The 20,067-nt window shown below is 38.3% G+C and carries 16 protein-coding genes and 1 pseudogene; 6 read left to right on the forward strand and 11 right to left on the reverse strand.

Annotation, left to right across the window (positions count from 1 at the left end):
* Window positions 1-152: 152 nt before the first annotated feature.
* Window positions 153-884, forward strand: coding sequence for a hypothetical protein (locus tag ACNS8M_RS05610; RefSeq protein WP_168417442.1), 732 nt, complete (start codon window positions 153-155; stop codon window positions 882-884).
* A gap of 259 nt (window positions 885-1,143) precedes the next feature.
* Entirely contained in the window at window positions 1,144-2,526 is a 1,383-nt protein-coding gene (locus ACNS8M_RS05615) for an IS200/IS605 family accessory protein TnpB-related protein (protein ID WP_419225258.1), read from the forward strand.
* A gap of 102 nt (window positions 2,527-2,628) precedes the next feature.
* Here the strand turns inward: ACNS8M_RS05615 and ACNS8M_RS05620 are convergent, their stop codons facing one another.
* Together ACNS8M_RS05620 and ACNS8M_RS05625 are read right to left on the reverse strand one after the other, a co-directional pair.
* Complete coding sequence (locus ACNS8M_RS05620; protein WP_171525559.1) at window positions 2,629-3,786, reverse strand: hypothetical protein; 1,158 nt, start codon at window positions 3,784-3,786, stop codon at window positions 2,629-2,631.
* A 162-nt stretch (window positions 3,787-3,948) separates the two neighbouring features.
* Window positions 3,949-4,206, reverse strand: coding sequence for a hypothetical protein (locus ACNS8M_RS05625; RefSeq protein WP_168417441.1), 258 nt, complete (start codon window positions 4,204-4,206; stop codon window positions 3,949-3,951).
* 420 nt (window positions 4,207-4,626) lie between these two features.
* Here ACNS8M_RS05625 and pepN point away from each other — a divergent pair, with 420 nt between their 5' ends.
* Window positions 4,627-7,236 (forward strand): aminopeptidase N, encoded by a 2,610-nt coding sequence (gene pepN / locus ACNS8M_RS05630; RefSeq protein ID WP_168525348.1) that lies wholly within the window; start codon window positions 4,627-4,629, stop codon window positions 7,234-7,236.
* A 199-nt stretch (window positions 7,237-7,435) separates the two neighbouring features.
* On the opposite strand, the gene ACNS8M_RS05635 is transcribed toward pepN, so the two are convergent.
* The 3 genes from ACNS8M_RS05635 to ACNS8M_RS05645 all read right to left on the reverse strand — a co-directional run bounded on the left by ACNS8M_RS05635 (window position 7,436) and on the right by ACNS8M_RS05645 (window position 11,243).
* Window positions 7,436-8,580 (reverse strand): IS3 family transposase gene (locus ACNS8M_RS05635; protein ID WP_419225259.1). Its coding sequence is split into 2 segments (ribosomal slippage): window positions 7,436-8,316 and window positions 8,316-8,580, totalling 1,146 coding nucleotides; the frame shifts between segments, so codons are not numbered across the junction.
* An 82-nt stretch (window positions 8,581-8,662) separates the two neighbouring features.
* Complete coding sequence (locus ACNS8M_RS05640; protein WP_419225260.1) at window positions 8,663-10,630, reverse strand: BCCT family transporter; 1,968 nt, start codon at window positions 10,628-10,630, stop codon at window positions 8,663-8,665.
* Between the two features lie 400 nt (window positions 10,631-11,030).
* A complete protein-coding gene (locus ACNS8M_RS05645; RefSeq protein WP_168417438.1) occupies window positions 11,031-11,243 on the reverse strand; it encodes a hypothetical protein in 213 nt (70 codons plus the stop codon).
* 248 nt (window positions 11,244-11,491) lie between these two features.
* On the opposite strand from ACNS8M_RS05645, the gene gorA reads away from it, so the two are divergent.
* Both gorA and ACNS8M_RS05655 read left to right on the forward strand, forming a co-directional pair.
* Complete coding sequence (gorA, locus tag ACNS8M_RS05650) at window positions 11,492-12,844, forward strand: glutathione-disulfide reductase (RefSeq protein WP_168417437.1); 1,353 nt, start codon at window positions 11,492-11,494, stop codon at window positions 12,842-12,844.
* Window positions 12,845-13,335: 491 nt separating this feature from the next.
* A complete protein-coding gene (locus tag ACNS8M_RS05655; RefSeq protein ID WP_171525232.1) occupies window positions 13,336-13,554 on the forward strand; it encodes a hypothetical protein in 219 nt (72 codons plus the stop codon).
* Between the two features lie 164 nt (window positions 13,555-13,718).
* Here the strand turns inward: ACNS8M_RS05655 and ACNS8M_RS05660 are convergent, their stop codons facing one another.
* Together ACNS8M_RS05660 and ACNS8M_RS05665 are read right to left on the reverse strand one after the other, a co-directional pair.
* The gene (locus tag ACNS8M_RS05660; RefSeq protein WP_168417435.1) at window positions 13,719-14,165 is read right to left on the reverse strand and encodes a universal stress protein; all 447 of its coding nucleotides are present in this window, start codon (window positions 14,163-14,165) and stop codon (window positions 13,719-13,721) included.
* A gap of 89 nt (window positions 14,166-14,254) precedes the next feature.
* Window positions 14,255-14,704: a universal stress protein gene (locus ACNS8M_RS05665; RefSeq protein WP_194558312.1), complete on the reverse strand. Its 450-nt coding sequence runs from the start codon at window positions 14,702-14,704 to the stop codon at window positions 14,255-14,257.
* Between the two features lie 319 nt (window positions 14,705-15,023).
* Here ACNS8M_RS05665 and ACNS8M_RS05670 point away from each other — a divergent pair, with 319 nt between their 5' ends.
* A complete protein-coding gene (locus tag ACNS8M_RS05670) occupies window positions 15,024-15,980 on the forward strand; it encodes an alpha/beta hydrolase (RefSeq protein WP_171525560.1) in 957 nt (318 codons plus the stop codon).
* Between the two features lie 39 nt (window positions 15,981-16,019).
* Here the strand turns inward: ACNS8M_RS05670 and ACNS8M_RS05675 are convergent.
* The 4 genes and pseudogenes from ACNS8M_RS05675 to ACNS8M_RS05690 all read right to left on the reverse strand — a co-directional run bounded on the left by ACNS8M_RS05675 (window position 16,020) and on the right by ACNS8M_RS05690 (window position 20,015).
* Window positions 16,020-17,194, reverse strand: a pseudogene (locus ACNS8M_RS05675) (benzoate/H(+) symporter BenE family transporter).
* A gap of 75 nt (window positions 17,195-17,269) precedes the next feature.
* Window positions 17,270-17,950, reverse strand: a complete 681-nt coding sequence (leuE, locus tag ACNS8M_RS05680) for a leucine efflux protein LeuE (RefSeq protein WP_168417432.1) — start codon at window positions 17,948-17,950, stop codon at window positions 17,270-17,272.
* 98 nt (window positions 17,951-18,048) lie between these two features.
* Window positions 18,049-19,035, reverse strand: coding sequence for a transaldolase (tal, locus tag ACNS8M_RS05685; protein ID WP_419225261.1), 987 nt, complete (start codon window positions 19,033-19,035; stop codon window positions 18,049-18,051).
* Window positions 19,036-19,124: 89 nt separating this feature from the next.
* Window positions 19,125-20,015 (reverse strand): LysR family transcriptional regulator, encoded by an 891-nt coding sequence (locus ACNS8M_RS05690; protein ID WP_419225262.1) that lies wholly within the window; start codon window positions 20,013-20,015, stop codon window positions 19,125-19,127.
* Between the last annotated feature and the right edge of the window lie 52 nt (window positions 20,016-20,067).

The following is a 20,067-nucleotide window of genomic DNA, read 5'->3' on the forward strand; positions in this document are numbered from 1 at the left end:
TTATTTTTAATTTTTTAAAAAATTGTTTATTTTTTAGTAACTTACTATAATAAAATAAGAAATTGTATGTTTTTTGAAATTTTTAGTTAACTTCTCATCTGTACGCAGCTTTTAAGATTTCAGACGCCAAAATATAAAACTGAGATGTTCACATGAATATAATTGAAACAGTTTTTGATTTTAAAGCGCTTTCAACGCAGCAACAGCACTATTTTTTTGAAAAAATATATCAATTTGACCAAATCATTTTCCCTAATTCTAGCTTAGATGAATTCAAAGCATTCGTTTATGCGCCAGATGCGATTGCAGTAACGATTATTCATTATCACTGTAAGGGAGAGTTAGTTGGGCAAAACGTCATTCCTATTCTTCAGATTCAGTGTAATAACCAAACTATGCATGTCGTGAATTCACGTGCAGGTTTTTTGCCAGAATACCAAAAGCAAAATCTCACTATTCAAAGTGCGGTTAAAGCGATGTTGAATAGACGTTTTAAACATCCATTTATTCCTTTATGGTTCGTCATTACGATTAATCAGCCTAAAATATATTCTTTATTTGCCTCACGTTCACAAAATTTTTTCCCAAGGGTGGGGAAAAGTACACCTAAAGAATACTGTGAAATCTTAAAGATTATGGCGGCGCGTTATCCAGAAGTGCAAAAACGCTGCAATGGTGTTTATGTGCATGAAACTACGTCTCCAATGCGAAATGTAGCGCAATTGGAGAGCTTAAGAGCGCATCAAGATGTGCACTGCAATTTCTTTTTACAACATGCACCTGACTATTTTGATGGTTGGGGGATTATGTGCATTTGTAAGTTAGACAGTCGCACATTATCAGAAACGGCTATGAATTTAGCGCTAAATCGTAAAGTTAGTTAATTGCTAGAAAATATAAAATTTGAAGGTTTGCATATTGCTCAACTGGTGTAGCATCTAAAGTAAAAGAGTAATTAACTATAACTAAAAATATAGACAAATATTTGCATAAGTGCTCATTTTGTCTATGTCGATTCAGTAGTGGCAAGGTGGGTATTTATTAGAGATTTAAATGATTATCTTTTGTATTTTAGGTGAGTGTCTTGGTATATTAGCATCCATATCTATTGATTATCCAATCCCTTAACCTAGGCATGACTTTGTGAAATTAACACGCATTCATCACTGTAAAAACTTGAATCGAGAAAAGTATAAGCAACTTGAAAAACAAGCTGTTTTACTTGGTCGTGTTCGCAGTGAAGTTTGGGCTAAATATGGTGCTGTTGCAGGCTTAAATATCAGTGACAGGGCTATTCGTGATGCGTGGATGAAAGAAGGTCGCAACTTCGGTGTATCTGCAAATGCGTGGAAAGAAACCCTGCGTGACTGTATGGGTGATATTAAAGCCTATCGTGAAGCTGCCAAGGAAAAGGTCAAACAAGCTATTCGCAAACGTACGACTTGCGACAATGAACGTAAAAGACTCTATACGCTGCTAAAAAAAGATGAATGGACAACAGATAATTTCCTCCATCGTCAAATGCGTAATCACTTTAAGCATGGTGTTAATCACACACATAATCAAATTATTGTTCGTGCGGATATGTGTAAAACCTTTGAGTTAAATGGTCAATGTTGGCTTAAAGTACCAAGCCTAATCCCTCGACAAACCATTAAAATCCCATTAAATACGACTGTTGATTTTGCACCGCAAGGCACATTAAGAATTATTCTAAAAAATGGCAATATTGAAGTTCATTCAACCTATGATGCAGTTGAAACACAAGATTGTGGTCAGGAAACAGTAGGTGTTGATAAAGGGTACTCAGAAGCTTTTGTGGACTCTGATGGCGATGTATATGGGAGTGGTCTAGGCAAGCTGATCTCAAGTGAATCAGATTATTTAAATCAAAAGTACAAGCACAGAAACAAGCTCAGAGCGATTGCTAAAGCCAAACCACACAAGAAACAGAAAATTGAGTTAAATAATCTAGGTCGAAAAAAACTAGATAAGCGACAAGATACTCAAAAAGCAAAGCTCAAAACATTAATATTTACAGCAACTCACAAGTTGGTTGATAAAGCCAAAGTGATTGTTGCGGAAGATTTAACATCCCCAATTCAAAGTAAACGCAACTATGGCAAAAACACCAATAGACGCTTAAATACATGGGCTAAAGGTTTGTTAGCTAATGCCCTAACTTCTATATCTCACCGTAGAGGTTCTACGGTGCATCTAGTCAATTCTGCATATACTTCGCAAAGTGATTCTTTCTTGCATGGCCTTTTAATAGGTACACGTAAGGGAGATCGTTTTCACCGTTTCAATGGGGAAGTTGTGCAAGCTGATTGGAATGCTGCGAGAAACGTGCTTGCAAGATTAAACGACAATGAGATAAGTCGTTATACGCCTTACAAAACTGTAAAGCGTATATTGCAAGAACGGACTGACCGCTACAAGTCGGAACTGACCGACTCAGGCTCTAGTTACACGCTTGGCAACAAGACATTAACAGAGTGCGAATTAGTCCTTTACTATGTTTGACTACATTTTAAGGAACAGCATCTATAAACAAACACAACATTCAATGCCATGCAGTAATCTGACATCACATGATGACATTTCTTTCTCGTTTATAGCTGCAACTTATTGCGTAAAGTAATGGTCTTGGTGTTTACAGTTACGACAAAATAATGACACGTAATTTTCTGCGTCATAATCGACTGTCAGTTCATCAGAACCACAATGCATGCAGCGTTTGAGTGAATAAAATTTAAGTCGCGCTTCAATTTTTTTCCATGAACGCCAAACGGGTTGGAAGAAAATTCGCTCGTCATATCCTAAAAATCGGAAGAACAAAATTTCGCTCATATAACTGAACGGTAAATTAGGTGGACGTGGCAGTGTCGAGGTTTCCCATTTTTCATTTACTGCACGTTCACGATACTGCTGTAAGGTTTTTTTTAGCAAGTTGGTATTAATAAAGTTTTCGTTGCGCGGTTTAAGTGCTTTTTGTTGGTACAAATATTCCAGTGCAGTTTGGATTAAGTAATAAATTTGTCCAACCGCAAGAACGTCTAGTAAGCGGTAGCAAAAAGTTTGAAAACTATGGTTTCCCGCAATTTGTATGCCCCAAGTCCGACAATAAAACTGCATGAACTGCACAATTTCTTGATACAATAATAAGTACAGCGCATCTTTAACTTCATCTGCCGTTTTAAACGGTGTGCCCATGCTTAGGTTTTCATAAAACCAGTTGCGGAGTTGCTGGGCGATACTGAACAAACTGGGTTCTGAATATCCATCTAATCGGACATTAATGTAATATTGTTGTGCATTTTCGGCAAAATCTTTAGCAATCAGAATTTGTTCTTTCAGCAAGTGTTTGATCATGCCGTGCTGAAAAAAATAGTTAGGTGTAATATTCAAATACTTAATTTTTTCCCAATCTATAAATTCTTCATGCGGTATATGTTCTTGTGCATGCTGATCTAAAATACTGAGTAAAAATAATTTATCAATAAAACGTAATTGGTTTAATTCACGCTCAGGCACATCCTGCTTTTTAAACTTTTGCTGTTCCTGTAAGCGGGTTTCTGCCATGATTTTTTTGCGCTGTTGGGTACAACTCGGGCAATGGCAGTTTTGCTGGCTATTTTGATAAATGCGGTGTTCACAATGGCTACATTCATGGAAATGTAGTTCCTGATCATACTGTTCTGCTTCAATCCAATACATAGATGCCTGACACAAAGGGCATAGTGTGCTTTCATCTAATTGTTTTTGAAGAATTTGTAGCATTATGATGTGTACACTCATTGTATAGAATATACTTCATTATACATCGCTTGCTACACGAAAGTTGCTGCTTGTCTTTGCCTTTCTAATGCATAAAAATTACGGCTTTTTAGCCGTATTTTTTATAGAGGAGAAAGGTGAGTAGGTGATTAGGCAAAGCTAAGAAATTTAAACAGGGCAAGGTAGGCTTTCATCTTGCTCGCCTAAGGCTTTGGCTGCAATCAGCGCTTTGACTTTTTTAGATGGAATTTTACGTGTACCCAAAGCATCGTAGGTATTTGTAATGGCTGTGACTTCATGGGCTTGCATGTCAATACCTTCACTGCACATAAAAAGGGCAATAACTTTAGGATCAATATCTGCCTGTGCAAGTGCGTGAATGGTTTTGATGTTTTCTACACGAATCAATTGTTCTTTCAAATACATGATACACCTCTGCATTGTGGTTTGTTTGATTTACAGGTCATGTTGATCTGTGTTCAAACTTGAACTCAAGCATAAAGTAAGAAATAAGTATGCTGCCAAGTTTGATATTTATCAAAGCAAGAACTGTGCACAAAATGTAGTGATATGCAAAAAATGTATGTTTTTTTCTTTCTATAAGCTCTTAAGCCACTGTAAACAAATATGCCGTTTGTATCATTCTGAGCTATTCAGTTTAAGTGACTGCATGATCCTTTATTGATTGCTCAGCATTAATCCATTCAAGATTGAAAAGTTCAGCGTGTGTGCCCATATAAGCAGATATGATTTAGAGCGATTATGCACAGACAGATGCTGAAAGTTGTCGTATGATCGAACAAACTTCACAAAAACAAGCGCATTGCGACAAAGAATGAGGACAGAATGAATATTGCAGCAAATCCAGTCGTGGAAGCCAACCAGACCATTTATTTAAAAGATTATCAAAAGCCTTCATTCTTGGTCGATTCAGTTGAATTAGATATTCAGGTCTATGATGCACACACTCAAGTGAGTGCTAAATTAGTGATGCAACGCCAAACAGCGGGTGATTTAGTCTTACTTGGTCGTGATCTTGAATTACAATCAATTCGTATAAATGGAAAGTTACTTACTGATAGTGACTATGAGTTAGATAGTGAGCAATTAACCATTAGTCATGCACCGGATCAGCTCACTTTGGAAACAGTGGTTATTATTCACCCTGAAAGTAATACGCAACTTGAAGGTTTGTATCAGGCGAGCTCAGATTTATTTGTGACCCAAAATGAGCCAGAAGGTTTTCGTAAAATTACCTTTTACCCTGACCGTCCAGATGTGTTGTCGGTATTTACTACACGTGTCGAAGCTGACAAAAAATTTCCTGTATTACTGGCCAATGGTAACTTGCTCGAAACAGGTGAAGCGGGCGAGGGACGCCATTATGCGGTATGGCAAGATCCTACCAAAAAACCGAGTTATTTGTTTGCCTGCGTGATTGGTGACTTAGCTGTATTGAAAGACCATTATGTGACCTCAGAAGGCCGTAATGTTGCATTGGAAATTTATGCAGAAGAAAAAGACATTCCAAAATGCAAAATTGCCATGCAAGCGTTAAAACATTCGATGCGTTGGGATGAAGAGCATTATGGCCTACCGTATGATTTAGACAATTATATGATCGTGGCGACCAGTGCTTTTAATATGGGCGCAATGGAAAATAAAGGTCTGAATATTTTCAATACCTCATGTGTGTTGGCAGATGAAGAATACACCACAGATGCCGCAATTATGCGTGTGCAGTCTGTCATTGCACATGAATATTTTCATAACTGGACAGGGAACCGTATTACTTGTCGTGACTGGTTCCAACTATGTTTGAAAGAAGGTTTAACCGTTTTCCGTGATCAATCTTTCTCTGAAGATTTACAGTCTGCGGCAGTACAGCGTATTGATGATGTAGCAGTACTAAAAGCGCATCAATTCCCTGAAGATTCTAGCCCACTTTCACATCCACCACGTCCAGACCATTTTGTGGAAATTAATAACTTCTATACGGCAACCGTGTATGAAAAAGGCGCGGAAATTAATCGCATGATGTCTACTTTGTTAGGCAAAGAAAAATTCCGTAAAGGTAGTGATGAATATTTCCGTCGTCACGATGGTCAGGCGGTCACGGTTGAAGATTGGGTAAATGCTCTAAGTGCAGGTTCAGGTGTGGATTTATCCAATTTCTTGACTTGGTACAATCAGCCGGGCACACCAAAGTTAGAAGTTCAAGGCGAATATGATGCAACCAAACAAGTCTATCGTTTAAACCTGAAACAAAGTCTTAAAAGCAATGCTAAATATCCAAACTTAAAAGCATTGCCTATTCCTGTAGCGTTAGCCTTATTTAATGCTGAAACTGGTGAGCGATATACTTTGCACTCAGATGCTTTGGTTGAAAATGATGTACAAGATGGCGTGTATTTATTTGATCAGATGCAAGCAAATATTGAGTTTAGCGGCGTAACAGCAAAACCGATTGTCTCTTTGCTACGAAACTTCTCAGCACCTGTGAATTTGGAATTTAATTATTCCAATGAAGAATTGGCATTCCTGATGCAATATGAAACCAATGGTTTTAACCAGTGGCAAGCGGCACAGACACTGTTGGAACGTATTTTGTTAAATGGCTATGCGGCAGATACTTATTTGCAAGCTATGAAAAATACGATGCCTGCATTGATTGAAAAAGATCCGTTGTTAGCTTCACGGCTTTTTGATGTACCATCAGAAGGTTACTTAGGCAGCCGTATTGATCAGGACTATCAGCCTGAAAAAATTCAGGAACAACGTAATGCACTGTTAGATACCTTAGCGCGTGAATTGGGAACATTCTGCAAAGAAAGCTATTTGGCGTTAGACCCTGATATGCAGCCAGAGTTCTCTCAGGCGATGGGTGTACGTGCGTTAAAAAATATCATGTTGGCATTAATTGCGCGTCAGGGCGATGCCGAAGCGTTTGAGCTGGCACAGCAGCAATATCAAACAACTCGAAATATGTCTGAGCGTTTAGGGGCATTGCGTGTCTTGGTATGGAATGATGCACCGCAAGCCAAAGCAGCTTTGGAAGATTTTTATACACGTTTTAAAGATGAAGCTTTAGCACTTGATCAATGGTTTATGGTGCAAGCTTCACATCCAAAAGCGACAGCTGAAAGCATTCAAGTTTTAACTGCGCATCCTGATTATGATTTGGGTACACCTAACCGTATTCGTTCAGTCAGTGGTGGTTTAAATAGCAACCCTGTGAATACATGGAGTTTCGGTGTTCAGCATTTTATTGACTTAGCCAAGTATTTAGACGAGAAAAACCCAATTGTCGGTGCACGTTTATTACAAGTGTTGTCGCGTTGGTACACCTTGGCAGAGCCACAGCGTAGTCAAGTACGAGCTGCATTGGTTGGGTTGCAGTCAGTGGTAAAATCCAAGAATGTGGTTGAGACCTTAAATTCGATGTTGGATGTTTAATTGATATTATATTTGAGTAGCTTGGATTGATGTACAAGCATCAGTCTATAAAAGCACAATTCATTTAAGTTGTATAAGAAAAGCCTGCAAGTGTAGGCTTTTCTTATTTTGAATGCTCAAACAATGAAAAAGAATCACAGAGGTGGTCCCACTTGTTTGAACAACTAAAAGCGTATTTATAAGTGATATTCCGCTCTAGTTAAGCCACCTTGTTTTGTTGGGGTAGCTGATCATAGTAAAACTCATTTGGTGTCATTTTGTCTAGACTCGAATGAGGTCGTTTCAGATTATAAAACTCAAAATATGCACTCAATTGCTTTTTCGCATCTGTGACACTGCTATAAGCTTTGAGATACACCTCTTCATATTTAACGCTCCGCCATAATCGTTCAACCATCACATTATCTACCCATCGACCTTTACCATCCATACTGATTTGAATGCCATTTGATTTCAATACATCAATAAATGCATCACTGGTGAACTGACTGCCTTGGTCTGTATTCAATATTTCAGGTGATCCATATTTTTCAATCGCTTCATTTAAAACCGAAATACAAAAACCCACTTCCATACTAATCGATACCCTATGCGCAAGTACCTTGCGGCTATGCCAATCAATCACAGCACATAAATAAACAAAGCCTTTTGCCATAGGGATATACGTTATATCCGTAGACCACACTTGATTACTGCGCTGAATAGCCAACCCTTTGAGCAGATATGGATATTTACGGTGAGCTTGATTAGCCTGGCTTAAATTTGGTTTGCAATATAACGCCTGAATACCCATTTTCTTCATTAAAGTACGTGTATGACGTCGTCCTATATGATGCCCTTGACGATTCAACAAATCACGCATCATACGACTGCCTGCAAAAGGATATTGCATATGTAATTCATCAATACATCGCATCAGCTTCAGATCTGATGAGCTAACAGGTTTTGGGCGATAATAATAACAACCACGGGAGACTTTCAGCAGCTTAGCTTGCTTAGATACTGAAATCTGAAGTGAGTCGTCGATTAACTTTTGTGGTTGAAGCGGCCCAGTTTCTTCAACACACCTTCTAAAAAATCAATTTCTAATGCCTGCTCACCGATTTTTGCATGTAACTTTTTAAGATCAATGGGGGGTTCTGATGGAGCTTTTGATTGATTGAAAGCTTGCGAGGAAGCTGAGATCAATTGATTTTTCCAGTCAATAATTTGGTTTTGATGAACATCAAATTCAGCACTCAATTCAGCAAGTGTTTTTTCTGCTTTAATCGCAGCAAGTGCTACCTTAGCTTTAAAATCATTTGAATGATTTCTTCTTGGTCTACGTGCCATAAAATACTCCATATATTGATGTTTATAACATCATTTGAGGAGCAGAATATCACTTATAGGAGTTGTTCAAATTTACGGATCCATCTCTCACTGTTTAGTTGCGCACTACGTTTAAGAAATATAAATGTCTTTCATATTGTTCCAGAATATCTTGAAGTAAGTCTTCTTGCGTCCACTCCATCACATTGTAGTTTTTACCACCTTCACGTAAGAACACTTCAGCAATATAGAATTGTTGATTTTCTTCATGTTGATCCTGCAGCATGAAACTTGGTGCACGAGTGCTATTGGCAACCACCTGATAAATAAAATTAATTTCATCGTGATGATTGACCTTGAGTAATAAGCCATGATCGACCTCTACAATAGATACATCTAGCTGACGGCGCTGAAATTCCCGTTGTAAATTTTGAAATGCTTGGCGCACATTGTGTTCAATATATGCTTTAACCTCAGACTCGCTATGCGGATAATGCATAATTAAACTTAAACGCTGTTGCCAGCTTCTTGGATTATGTATGGCGCGAGGCGTAATTCGAGCACTTTGTAATGCTTGAACTTTGGTCACATCTAAACGTAAAGCTTTAATAAGCCCAAAGCACAACAACAGCATAATAAACGTGAATGGTAGGGCACTCATAATGACCGCAGATTGTAATGCTTCCAAACCGCCAGCGATCAATAAAATAATAGAAAGTACAGCAATGGTTGCAGTCCAAAATAGACGTTGCCATGCAGGTGAATGTTCTGTTTTTGCTGTTAAATAATCAGTGATTAAAGATCCAGAATCAGCAGAAGTCACAAAGAATAGAAAAACTAAAATTGTAGCAAGTAAGCTTGAAATACCTGAGAGTGGCAAGTGCCTTAAAAACTCGAATAAAGCCACAGAGGAGTCTTTTTCTACCGCAGCCACCAAACTGTCTTGGTTTTCGAATAGAATGCTGAATAGCGCAGCATTTCCCATAAACCCCATCCAAACCAATGTGAACCCAGTTGGAATAAGCAATACCCCAACAATAAATTCACGGATGGTACGTCCGCGAGAAACACGGGCAATAAACATTCCTACAAAAGGCGACCAAGAAATCCACCACGCCCAATACATGATGGTCCAACCGCCAATCCAACCTGTTGGTTGATAAGCATAAAGATTGAAGGTCATTGCAAATAAATTAGAAACATATTGGCCAATATTTTGGATGGTGGTTTGCAAAACATAGATGCTAGAACTAGCGAAAAATACAAATGTGAGTAGGATTACCGCCAAAATAATATTCAGTTCTGATAGCCGTTTAATGCCTTTATCCAGTCCAAGAAAAACTGAAAATGATGCAAGTGCACTGACTAAAACAATTAAAATAATTTGGGTTTGAATGCTATTTTCTAGACCAAATAAATAGTTGAGTCCTGAGCTAATTTGAGTAACACCAAAGCCTAAAGTGGTTGCAATACCAAAGATTGTTCCTATGGTTGCAAAAGTATCAATCCCATCGCCAATTGGGCCATAAATTCGCTTACCAATAATTGGGTATAAACCTGAGCGTACTTTTAAAGGCAAGTGATGTCTAAAAGAAAAATAAGCAAGACTTAAACCAACTAAAGCGTAAATAGCCCATGCATGTAAACCCCAGTGGAAAAAGGTGATGCGCATAGATTGCTGTGCAGATTGAATCGTTTCAGGGGTACCAGTGGGTGGACTAACATAGTGCATGACAGGCTCAGCTACACCAAAAAACATTAATCCAATCCCCATACCTGCGGTAAACAACATAGCAAACCATGAGCTATTTTTGTATTCGGGTTCACTATGGTCTGGGCCTAATTTAATATGGCCCATTTTAGATAGGGCAATACAGGTGAGCGCAATTAGAAAAATGGCAACCGCAATTACATAGAACCAGCTAAAAGAGGCAGTAATCCATTGGTTTAATTGTTTGGTAAGTAAGTTGAACGCATCTGGAATAAATATAACGAGAGCTAAAAAAACAGCAATAATAATCACGGTACTAAAAAATACATTTGGATTGACGTTATCAAACCAAGATGCTTTTTTGGAAGGCATAATTCCCTCGTATTTTGTAGTTGTTGAAATAAAAAGAAAAAATGAAACATTTCATGCAGAGTGAAAAAAGGTCGGAAATTCATCCGAAGCTGATTGTTCTTGATGCTGATTTATCGGAAGAACAACTATTTTAGAATTGTATCATTGAATTTACCATTGAGTAAAATCTATGATTCGTGGGTCAAGCTCTGGTCTAATTTGCATGATTCAGTCAAAGAATTGTGAAATTGGTAACATTGTTCAACAGATACTATTTGATGCTTTAAAATAAGTCTTACTCACATCGAATTTGATATTCATTTTTGTATTCGGTGTAAATTTCATTTAATTCTGAGAGTAATTTTTTCTCATTATTTTGTCGATATTCTTGTATCGAGTTTTTAAGCACCATTGGCACATATTAATTTTTATAAAGTAGCGTATATTCCTTATAAATAATCTTTTCATGCTCCTCGGCAGAGTAATTATCCAAATCACGAAATAAGAGGTCATTCATTTTGCTGTTGATGGCATCAAGCTCATCAAACATGCTTAATTCTTGTTGTGTTGGTTGAGATTGGGAGCAACCAGAAATCATAAAAGTACAAATTAAAACAAAAAACAGCGGTTTCACACTTATCCCAATCATACAAAAAGCAAAGCTATATTATAGCCTTAAATGCATGCAATTTAAGTGAATAATCAGTTTTGTAAGAGAAGGAATTTACATGAAAAGCGGAATTATGAGTGTTGTACATTTACTCACCTCATCTGACTTGGGAAATACAAACTTGTATGTTAGTTTGAATGAAAACGACTGTTTTTCTGCGATGAATTAATACAGATCAGTATTCAAATTAATGACACAATATGAGGCATAAAATGGCTAAACATTATGACTATCTGGTAATTGGGGCAGGTAGTGGCGGTATTGCTTCAGTGAATCGTGCGGCACAATATGGAAAAAAATGCGCTTTAATTGAAGCAGCAGACTTAGGTGGCACCTGTGTAAACGTAGGCTGTGTACCTAAAAAAGTCATGTGGTATTCGGCCCAAATTGCCGATGCCATTCAAAAATATGGCCCAGATTACGGCTTTAATGCTGAATTAAAATCCCACAATTGGGATACGCTCATTCAGAATCGACAAGCCTACATTCAGCGAATTCACGCTTCTTATCAATCGGGTTTAGCTAAAAATAATGTCGATGTGATTCAGGGGTTTGCCAAATTTGTTGACGAAAAAACTGTAGAAGTGAATCAACAACACTACACAGCAGATCATATTCTGATTGCGACAGGAACTGAACCCACACGTCCAGAGATTGAAGGTGCAGAATTAGGAATAGATTCTAACGGCTTTTTTGCTTTAGAAAAATTACCTAAACGTACCGCGATTATTGGTTCTGGTTATATTGCCGTAGAGCTGGCAGGTGTTTTAAATGCACTCGGCTCGGAAGTTGGCTTATTCATTCGTAAGCAATTACCACTGCGCAGTTTGGATGCTTTTTTAAGTGAAACATTACTTGAATGTATGCGTAATGAGCATATTCAGGTACATACTCAGGCCATTCCGAAAAAAATCACCCAACAGCCCGATCAGTCCTTATTGCTACATTTGGAAGATGGCTCACAACATGAGGTAGATTGTCTGATTTGGGCGATTGGACGTAAACCGAATACACAGGCAATTAACCTTGAAGCAGCAAATGTAGCAATAGATGAAAAAGGGTATGTTTGCGTAGATCAGTATCAAAATACCAATCAGGTAGGCATTTATGCTGTAGGCGATATTATTGGTAAAATTGAACTAACCCCTGTTGCAGTTGCTGCAGGACGTAAACTGTCAGAACGCTTATTTAATCAAAAACCAAATGAATATTTGGATTATAACAACGTTGCAACGGTGGTATTTAGCCATCCACCTATTGGGACGGTAGGTCTTAGCGAAGCCCAAGCCATTGCAGAATATGGTCAAGATCAGGTTAAAGTTTATCAGTCTTCTTTTACCTCAATGTACACGGCTGTAACTCAGCACCGTCAAGCATCTAAAATGAAATTGGTCTGTGTTGGAGCAGAGCAAAAAGTGGTTGGTGTACATGGTATTGGCTATGGGATGGATGAAATTTTGCAAGGTTTTGCCGTAGCTGTGAAAATGGGTGCAACCAAACAAGACTTTGATAATACTGTTGCTATTCACCCGACTGCTGCAGAAGAATTTGTCACTATGCGCTAATCAGTGAGCTTGTGACAAGTCAAAGAGGGCATTGATTTAAAATCAGTGCTCTTTTTATTTGGGGGTACATTTGGATTTTATCAAACGCTATATTTTAGTAGGTGTAAAGATGTGTATTGAGTGGTGTAAGTATCTATTATTTATAGTTAATTATAAGAAAACCCACCGAAGTGGGCTTGTGCGATCAAACACCATCCATTGTGTTTGTTATATAGTATCACAACCCTAAAATTTAGGTTTAATTAATAAATGTGGTATTTGTTTAGCTGAACTTTATAGATAATGTGAAAAGTATTTAAATCTATGTTATAATGTAACTATACAATAAAAACATATTTATTCTCTCGTGGGAATCTCTCAATGTTTTGCATTTTATAACCCTAATATGCAAGCGATTAATATGCGCTGAGATTTGTTGTATCTAAAAATTATACTCACATTTTTAATGTGAGCTTTTATCTGTAAATGAATTGGTGTAAATATTGAAAAAAATGGAAAAAGTGCTTGCGAAAGCAGTGAATGGTCGTGAAATTGTGGTGTCTTTAGTCGCTTCTAAAAAAATGCAAAATACCCGTGAAGGCTTTAAATGGGTTGAAGTGGGTAAGCACGTATTATTGGAATGTGGGCAGGAAATTGAACTGAATGTAGATGGACGTAGTTTTTATACTGATATCCATGAAATGTTCCGCTTACCACATCGTGTGAATTAAGCTTTAGACTGAAATTTAGTCTAAAAAATCTGCTAAATTTGCCCACGCAAACCCCGTGGTTTAGAAAAGATATTAAAAGTTTGTATCCAGAAAAATCCCGCTCATTGATTGAGCGGGATTTTTTTATTTGATTTTGGCTTTTAGAAATAAAAGCAAGCAATCTATTAAACTTTAACAATTAATACAGGCACAGGCGATTGAGTGAGGACATTCTGTGCAACGCTGCCTAACATCATTTTTTTAACGCCAGTACGGCCATGCGAACCCATAATAATCAGGTCTGCACCAATTTCGTTGGCAATTTGAACAATACCTTCAGAAGCTGCAACGCCACGAATAATTTTAGTGTCTACCTGAATACCTTCACGACTAAACGATTGCTCAATTTCAGCAAGACGATTTTGTGCATTCTGTTCTGCCTGAATGAAATAGTCCGTGATAGCAGGAGCTACTTTATAGAAATCAACCCCTACAAATGGATCTACAGCGATTACACTCATAATGGTGACAGGGCAATTTAATTCTTTAGCCAGTGATCTTGCCTGTTCAGCTGCAGCATAAGACATTGGTGATTCATCTACAGGTACAAGTATGTGTTTATAGGTTGTCATGGCAAATCCTTGGTTAAATCTATAATTAAAAATTATGAAAATCTGTAAGTTATCTTTTTCTGATGTGTTTTGATCAGAAATTATAAGGTTTAAGCTTTAATCACAAGCACAGGTAATTCTGTGTGGCGTAATACATCTGTTGCGAAGCTGCCCAATAATAATTTTTGGAAGCCTTTACGACCGTGTGAGCCCATCACAATTAAATCTGCCTGTGCAGCCTGAGCGGTTTTAATCACACCTTCTGCAGAAACCAAACCTTCAACTACACGTGTTTCAGCAGTGACCCCCATTTCTTGTGCAATTGCATCTGCGTCATGTAGTGCTTTTTGTGCATTGGCAGTCGCTTGTACAAAATATTCTTTCATGATTGCAGAGGAATAGTTGTAATAAAAATCTGAATCATTAAATGGGTCTTCGGCAACCAAGCTAATTAGCGTGAGTTTACTGTCAAATGCTTTTGCAATTTCAGCAGCATGTTTTACGGCAGAAAAAGAAATTTGTGAACCATCTACAGGAACTAAAATATTTTGAAAAGACATGCGGGTAACTCCAGAAATTATGATTATTCGCCGTTAACTTATAGATAGCATATAGTCGTTACAGGTTCAATTTAAAATCTGAAAAATTATTGATAATTCATTTAATTACCTTGTAAATAAAAGTTAAATAAATACTGATTTTAGCGAGGAAAAATGGCGCAGATTAATAAAAGGTTTATTAATTTATAGCTTGGATGCATTGCAAATTCTATACTTTTAATTTGAGCTGAATTGGCTTAAATTGCCTGAGTTTACTAAACCTTGTTTTGATAAATACTTGGGGTGTGCTTTGAGATTTTTGTGGGTGTGTTTGTGTGCTTTGCTTTTAACTGCTTGTCAGACGACTCAGCAAAATAGTCGCATTATTGCCAGCGCATTTAATCTTAGCACTGGTTTGCAACAAAAAATTATGGATCGTTATGCGCCCAAAGACATATTGGTTCAGCGTGATTTGGTCTATGCAGCCCAAAGTCATTTAACTTTTGATTTATATCAGTCCAGTCAATTTTCAGATTTAGTCAAGCGTCCAACCATTGTTTGGATACATGGTGGTGGATGGATTGCAGGTTCAAAAGCACATGCACGTGGTTATTTTAAATTATTGGCAGAACAGGGTTTTAATGTCGTTGCCGTGCAATATCAGTTTGCACCTGATGCAACATATCCGACTCAGTTGCAACAAATTGATCAGGCTTTACAGCACTTAACTCAATATGCTCAGCAATACCACATTAACCCTCAGCAACTATATTTAGCGGGTGATTCGGCTGGTGCAAATTTGGCAAGTCATTATGCAGCATTGCTGAGTAATCCACAGTTTGCACAACAGTCAGACTTTAAACCTTCTATAGAGCTAAAACAGGTCAAAGGGTTGATTTTGCATTGTGGTATTTACGATTTAAAAGCTTTTGTTGAAACAGCACCCGATGAAATGAATATTGTGGAGTGGGGTGTATATAATTTAGTGCAAGCCTATACGGGAGAGCGTAAGCAGGACAGCGAGTTTTTAGCGCAAATTTCACCAATACAGCATTTAACTGCAGATTATCCTGCAGTTTTCATTAGTGGCGGTAATAAAGATTTTTTAACGGAAACCCAATCTATGCCAATGCTACGTGCGTTGCAACAGTTCAAGATTCCTGTCACCACAGCGTTTTATCCTGAGAGCAAATCATGGCTTATCCATGAATATCAATTTTTTATGCACCAAAAAGAAAGTCAGCAGACCTTTGCGAAAACGGTGGAATTTATCCTAAGTACTACAGATCAGGATTGATAGGTGTATTTGGTATGAATCAATAATCAAAGCAGTCATTTAGTTTTTGGCATGTTTAAACTTAAAAATGCTTAAAACCACAAAACCAAAAATCAGCCCCAAAAATGCTGAACCAATACCAAAAAATTGAACACCAGAGGCGCTAAATAAAAAGGTCAGTAATGCCGCTTCTCGTTCCGTGGTATTTTGAAAGGCAAGGGCGATGTTGTGTCCAATCGTACCCAACAAGGCAATACCAGCCAAAGCAGTAATAAAAACAGCGGGGAATGACATTAGCAAACTGGTTAATGTGGCAGCAAAAATCCCCATCAGGATATAACACAAGCCACAGCTGATTCCTGCAATATAGCGCTTTCTTGAATCGGGATGTGATTGATCATCCAAACTAATTGCGGCACTAATTGCAGCAATATTGACGCTAAAACAGCCAAAAGGTGCAAACAGCGCTTGTGCCGTACCTGTCCAGCCAATTAAATGACGTACATGCGGGGTATAGCCATAACTTTTAATCATGGCCAGCCCTGCAAATATTGTGATGCCATGTTTATTACAAATAAGGGCAATGCTAAGCCAAAAATCACTGACCAGCTGAATTCGGGTTGCATCCAAACAGGTTGGGCAAGTCCCCATTGCACATTAGGGATTTGGAACTGTAAAAAAACCAGACATAAAGCTACCCCAATTAGCACCGTTAAAACAAAGCTATAACGTGGACTAAAGCGTTTGGCCAATACATAGCCTGCCAATAAATACAGAATAAAGGCCCATGCCTCTTGTAAACTGGTGAATAACGCCACACCAAACTTGAGTAATACGCCTGCCAGCATGGCGCTAGTTAAACTTTGTGGAATGGTATTGAGTACTTTTTCAAAAATACCTAAGAAGCCTAAAACTGCAGTCAGTATCCCGCACAGTAAAAATGCACCAATGGCTTCATGTAGACTATATCCGCTGCCTGTGGCAATAATGAGTGCCAATCCTGCAGTAGACCATGATGTCGCGACAGGATATTTAAATTTCCACGATAAAATCAGCCCACTTAAACCAATACCTAAACCGAGTGCCCAAAACCAAGAACTGATTTGCACCGAGTTTGCACCTAAAATTTGGGCGGCTTGAATCACCAATACAGCAGATACACTGATTCCCACCAAGAAGGTAATGAAGCCAGCAAATACAGCAGGCACAGAAAAGTCACTTAAAAGTTTTTGCATGAGTTCTTAGAGTTATTTTCAATTACAGCGTGATGATACACATTTGAACAAGTAGTCAAAAGTGTTTTTGAAATTTTATAGGGTCGATGTCGCTAGTCTAAAGCCAAATCCGCAGAACAGTAGCCCAATCACAGCCACGCAAAATGCAGCAATTTTATAGCGTTGATTAAAATAGCTGGCCAATTTTACCCCAGAGAAAATCAGTAGCGATAAATATCCCATACTAATGATTTGCAAGACGATAGCCAAGATAGCAAAACTGAGCATTGGGTGAGCATAATGAGGATGAACAAATTGCACAAAAAACGATAAATAAAACAAAATAGCCTTAGGATTAATCACGCTAATCATCAAGGCTGTACGATAAGGATGTATCTGTGCTGTTTGTTCGGGGCTGATCGTGGTCGTTGTAGGTGGCGCAGCTGCAGATGATGCAAGTTTTATTCGAAAAATTGGAAACCATGTTTTATAGGCTGCCATCAGCAGTTTGATACCTAAATAGCCTAAGTAGAGCGCACCAACAACTTTTAATAAGGTGAATAGCCATGGAAAAGCATGTAATAAAGATGCTGCCCCAAGAATCGTGCATAAAATTAAAATCAGATCGCCAGTGAACACACCTAGTGCAGCGGCATAACCTGTGCGGATGCCAAAACGTGAGGCCACAGACATCACATACAAAGAGTTTGGGCCAGGTAAAAGCACAATTAATGTCGTGCCAATGATGAATGTGCTGAGGTCTGTAATACCAAACACTGCCAACTCATCCCAATAAAAAACCGATGTTGGATTATAGCAACATCGGTTAAGCGGCTTACTAAATATTATGGATGTTACGTGGTTTAGCTTAAAGATTAAGCTTTAATGTCTACATCTAAACCAAACGACTGGCGTAATAGGGTGGCAAGTTGCTCACGCGCTTTAATAAAGCCATCAATCCCACCTTGCAATAATTGAAAGGCCATTAAGTCAGCTTCAAGCTGTGCTTTAAATTGCTCTTTTTCAATGGCAGCAAGTGGTTCTGCCTGAACTTGAATGTCATCTGCAGATAATGCAGCGAGTACTTCACGCTCATCAGCTTCAAGTTCTGCCAATAAATTTGGTGCAACAGTGAGTAAGTCACAGCCTGCTAAAGCCAACACTTGATCAATACTACGGAAACTTGCCCCCATAATTTCAGTCTGTACTTGATGCTGTTTGTAGAATTGATAAATTTTCTTCACTGAAAGTACGCCCGGATCTTTTTCAATTGGGTAATACATGACATTTTCAGCTTTTTTATACCAATCTAGAATACGACCTACAAATGGTGAAATCAGGGTGACTTTGGCATCTGCACAGGCATGTGCTTGATGCAAACCAAACAATAAGGTTAGATTGGTATGAATTCCTTCAGCTTCCAATACTTTTGCGGCTTGGATTCCTTCCCAAGTTGAAGCAATTTTAATCAGAATACGGTCTGGAGAAATACCATAAGCATCATATAACGCCAATAATGCTTTGGCTTTGGCGATGGTCGCTTCTGTGTCATAAGACAAAGATGCATCTACTTCAGTTGAAACACGCCCTTCAATGAGCTTTAAAATTTCAACACCAAATTTGACCGTTAAAATATCAATGCTGCGTTCAACCAGTGCATCGCCTGTATAGTTTTCTGACTTAGCTTGTTCAAATGCTGCTTCAATTAAGGCTTTGTTTTCAGGTTGATTGGCTGCTGCAGTAATTAAAGATGGGTTGGTGGTCGCATCCAAAGGACGAAACTTTTCAATCGCAGCTAAGTCGCTACTGTCTGCAACAATTGTGGTTAAGTTTTTTAATTGGTGTAAGGCTGTCTGGGTCATGCGAGATCTAGTTCTTAGGTTAATGCTTATACATTCAGTTATATCACAAACAGCTTTTAACCCAAGTCAAAAGCGGCCGAGTTTATAGATTATTTGCCAGTTTTTCTCAGATTTCGGACGTGATTAATCAAAAAATGAGCAGCAGCACCCAATTGGCTTTCCCGACTCCAGACTAAATCGACAAAATATTCAAATTTCGGTGTGAAGTCGAGCAATTGCAAAATCTTCAATTCGGTTTGCAATTCGGGATATTCATTTAGCATTTCTAAGGGCAGGACACCCCAGCCTAAACCCTGTTTAATCATGCTGCAGGCAGAGTGATGATTGTCGGTACGCCAATACTGTTTAGAGAATAATAATTCAGGTTTAATCTGTTGATCACGGCTGGCCACCACAATTTGCCGACTCTGTGCAATTTGCTCAAAACTCACCTGAGATAAAGCAGCCAATGCGGTGTGTTTGGCCGCAACAGGTACTAAAATTTCGCGCTTTAACTCAACAAATTGTTCACTGCTTTGTAATTGTTCACGTTCAAACATAAATGCTAAATCGGCTGCTTGGGTCATGAGCAGCTGTAGTGCATCTTCTTGCGGGGCAGAGAAAATATTGATCTGTAATTCTGGAAATTGCTGTTCTAACAGCACAATATAATCTGTCCAGCGTGTGTGTAGTAATTCAGACACCACCACAATATTTAAATGTGATTCGAGTCCTGAGCTGAGGGCAAAAGCATGCTGCTTCCATTGTTTCATTTCGATAAGCAGTTGTTTGCTTTTTTCATACAAGATCTGGGCTTGTGGAGTGGGAATAGGTTCACGCCCAACTCGCTCAAACAGATTTAAGTCTAAATCAATTTCTAAATTGGCTATCGACATACTGACTGCAGACGGTACTTTATTTAATTTACGTGCAGCTGCGGAAAAAGAGCCCATTTCCATGACAGTTATAAAAATAATCAGCTGATCTTGGTTGATATTCATTATTGGTACTTGATTCATCTTTCAATATTATTGATAGATTCTAACTCGAACG

Source organism: Acinetobacter sp. A2, from assembly GCF_048537555.1.
In the GTDB taxonomy this organism is placed as follows: Bacteria; Pseudomonadota; Gammaproteobacteria; order Pseudomonadales; family Moraxellaceae; genus Acinetobacter.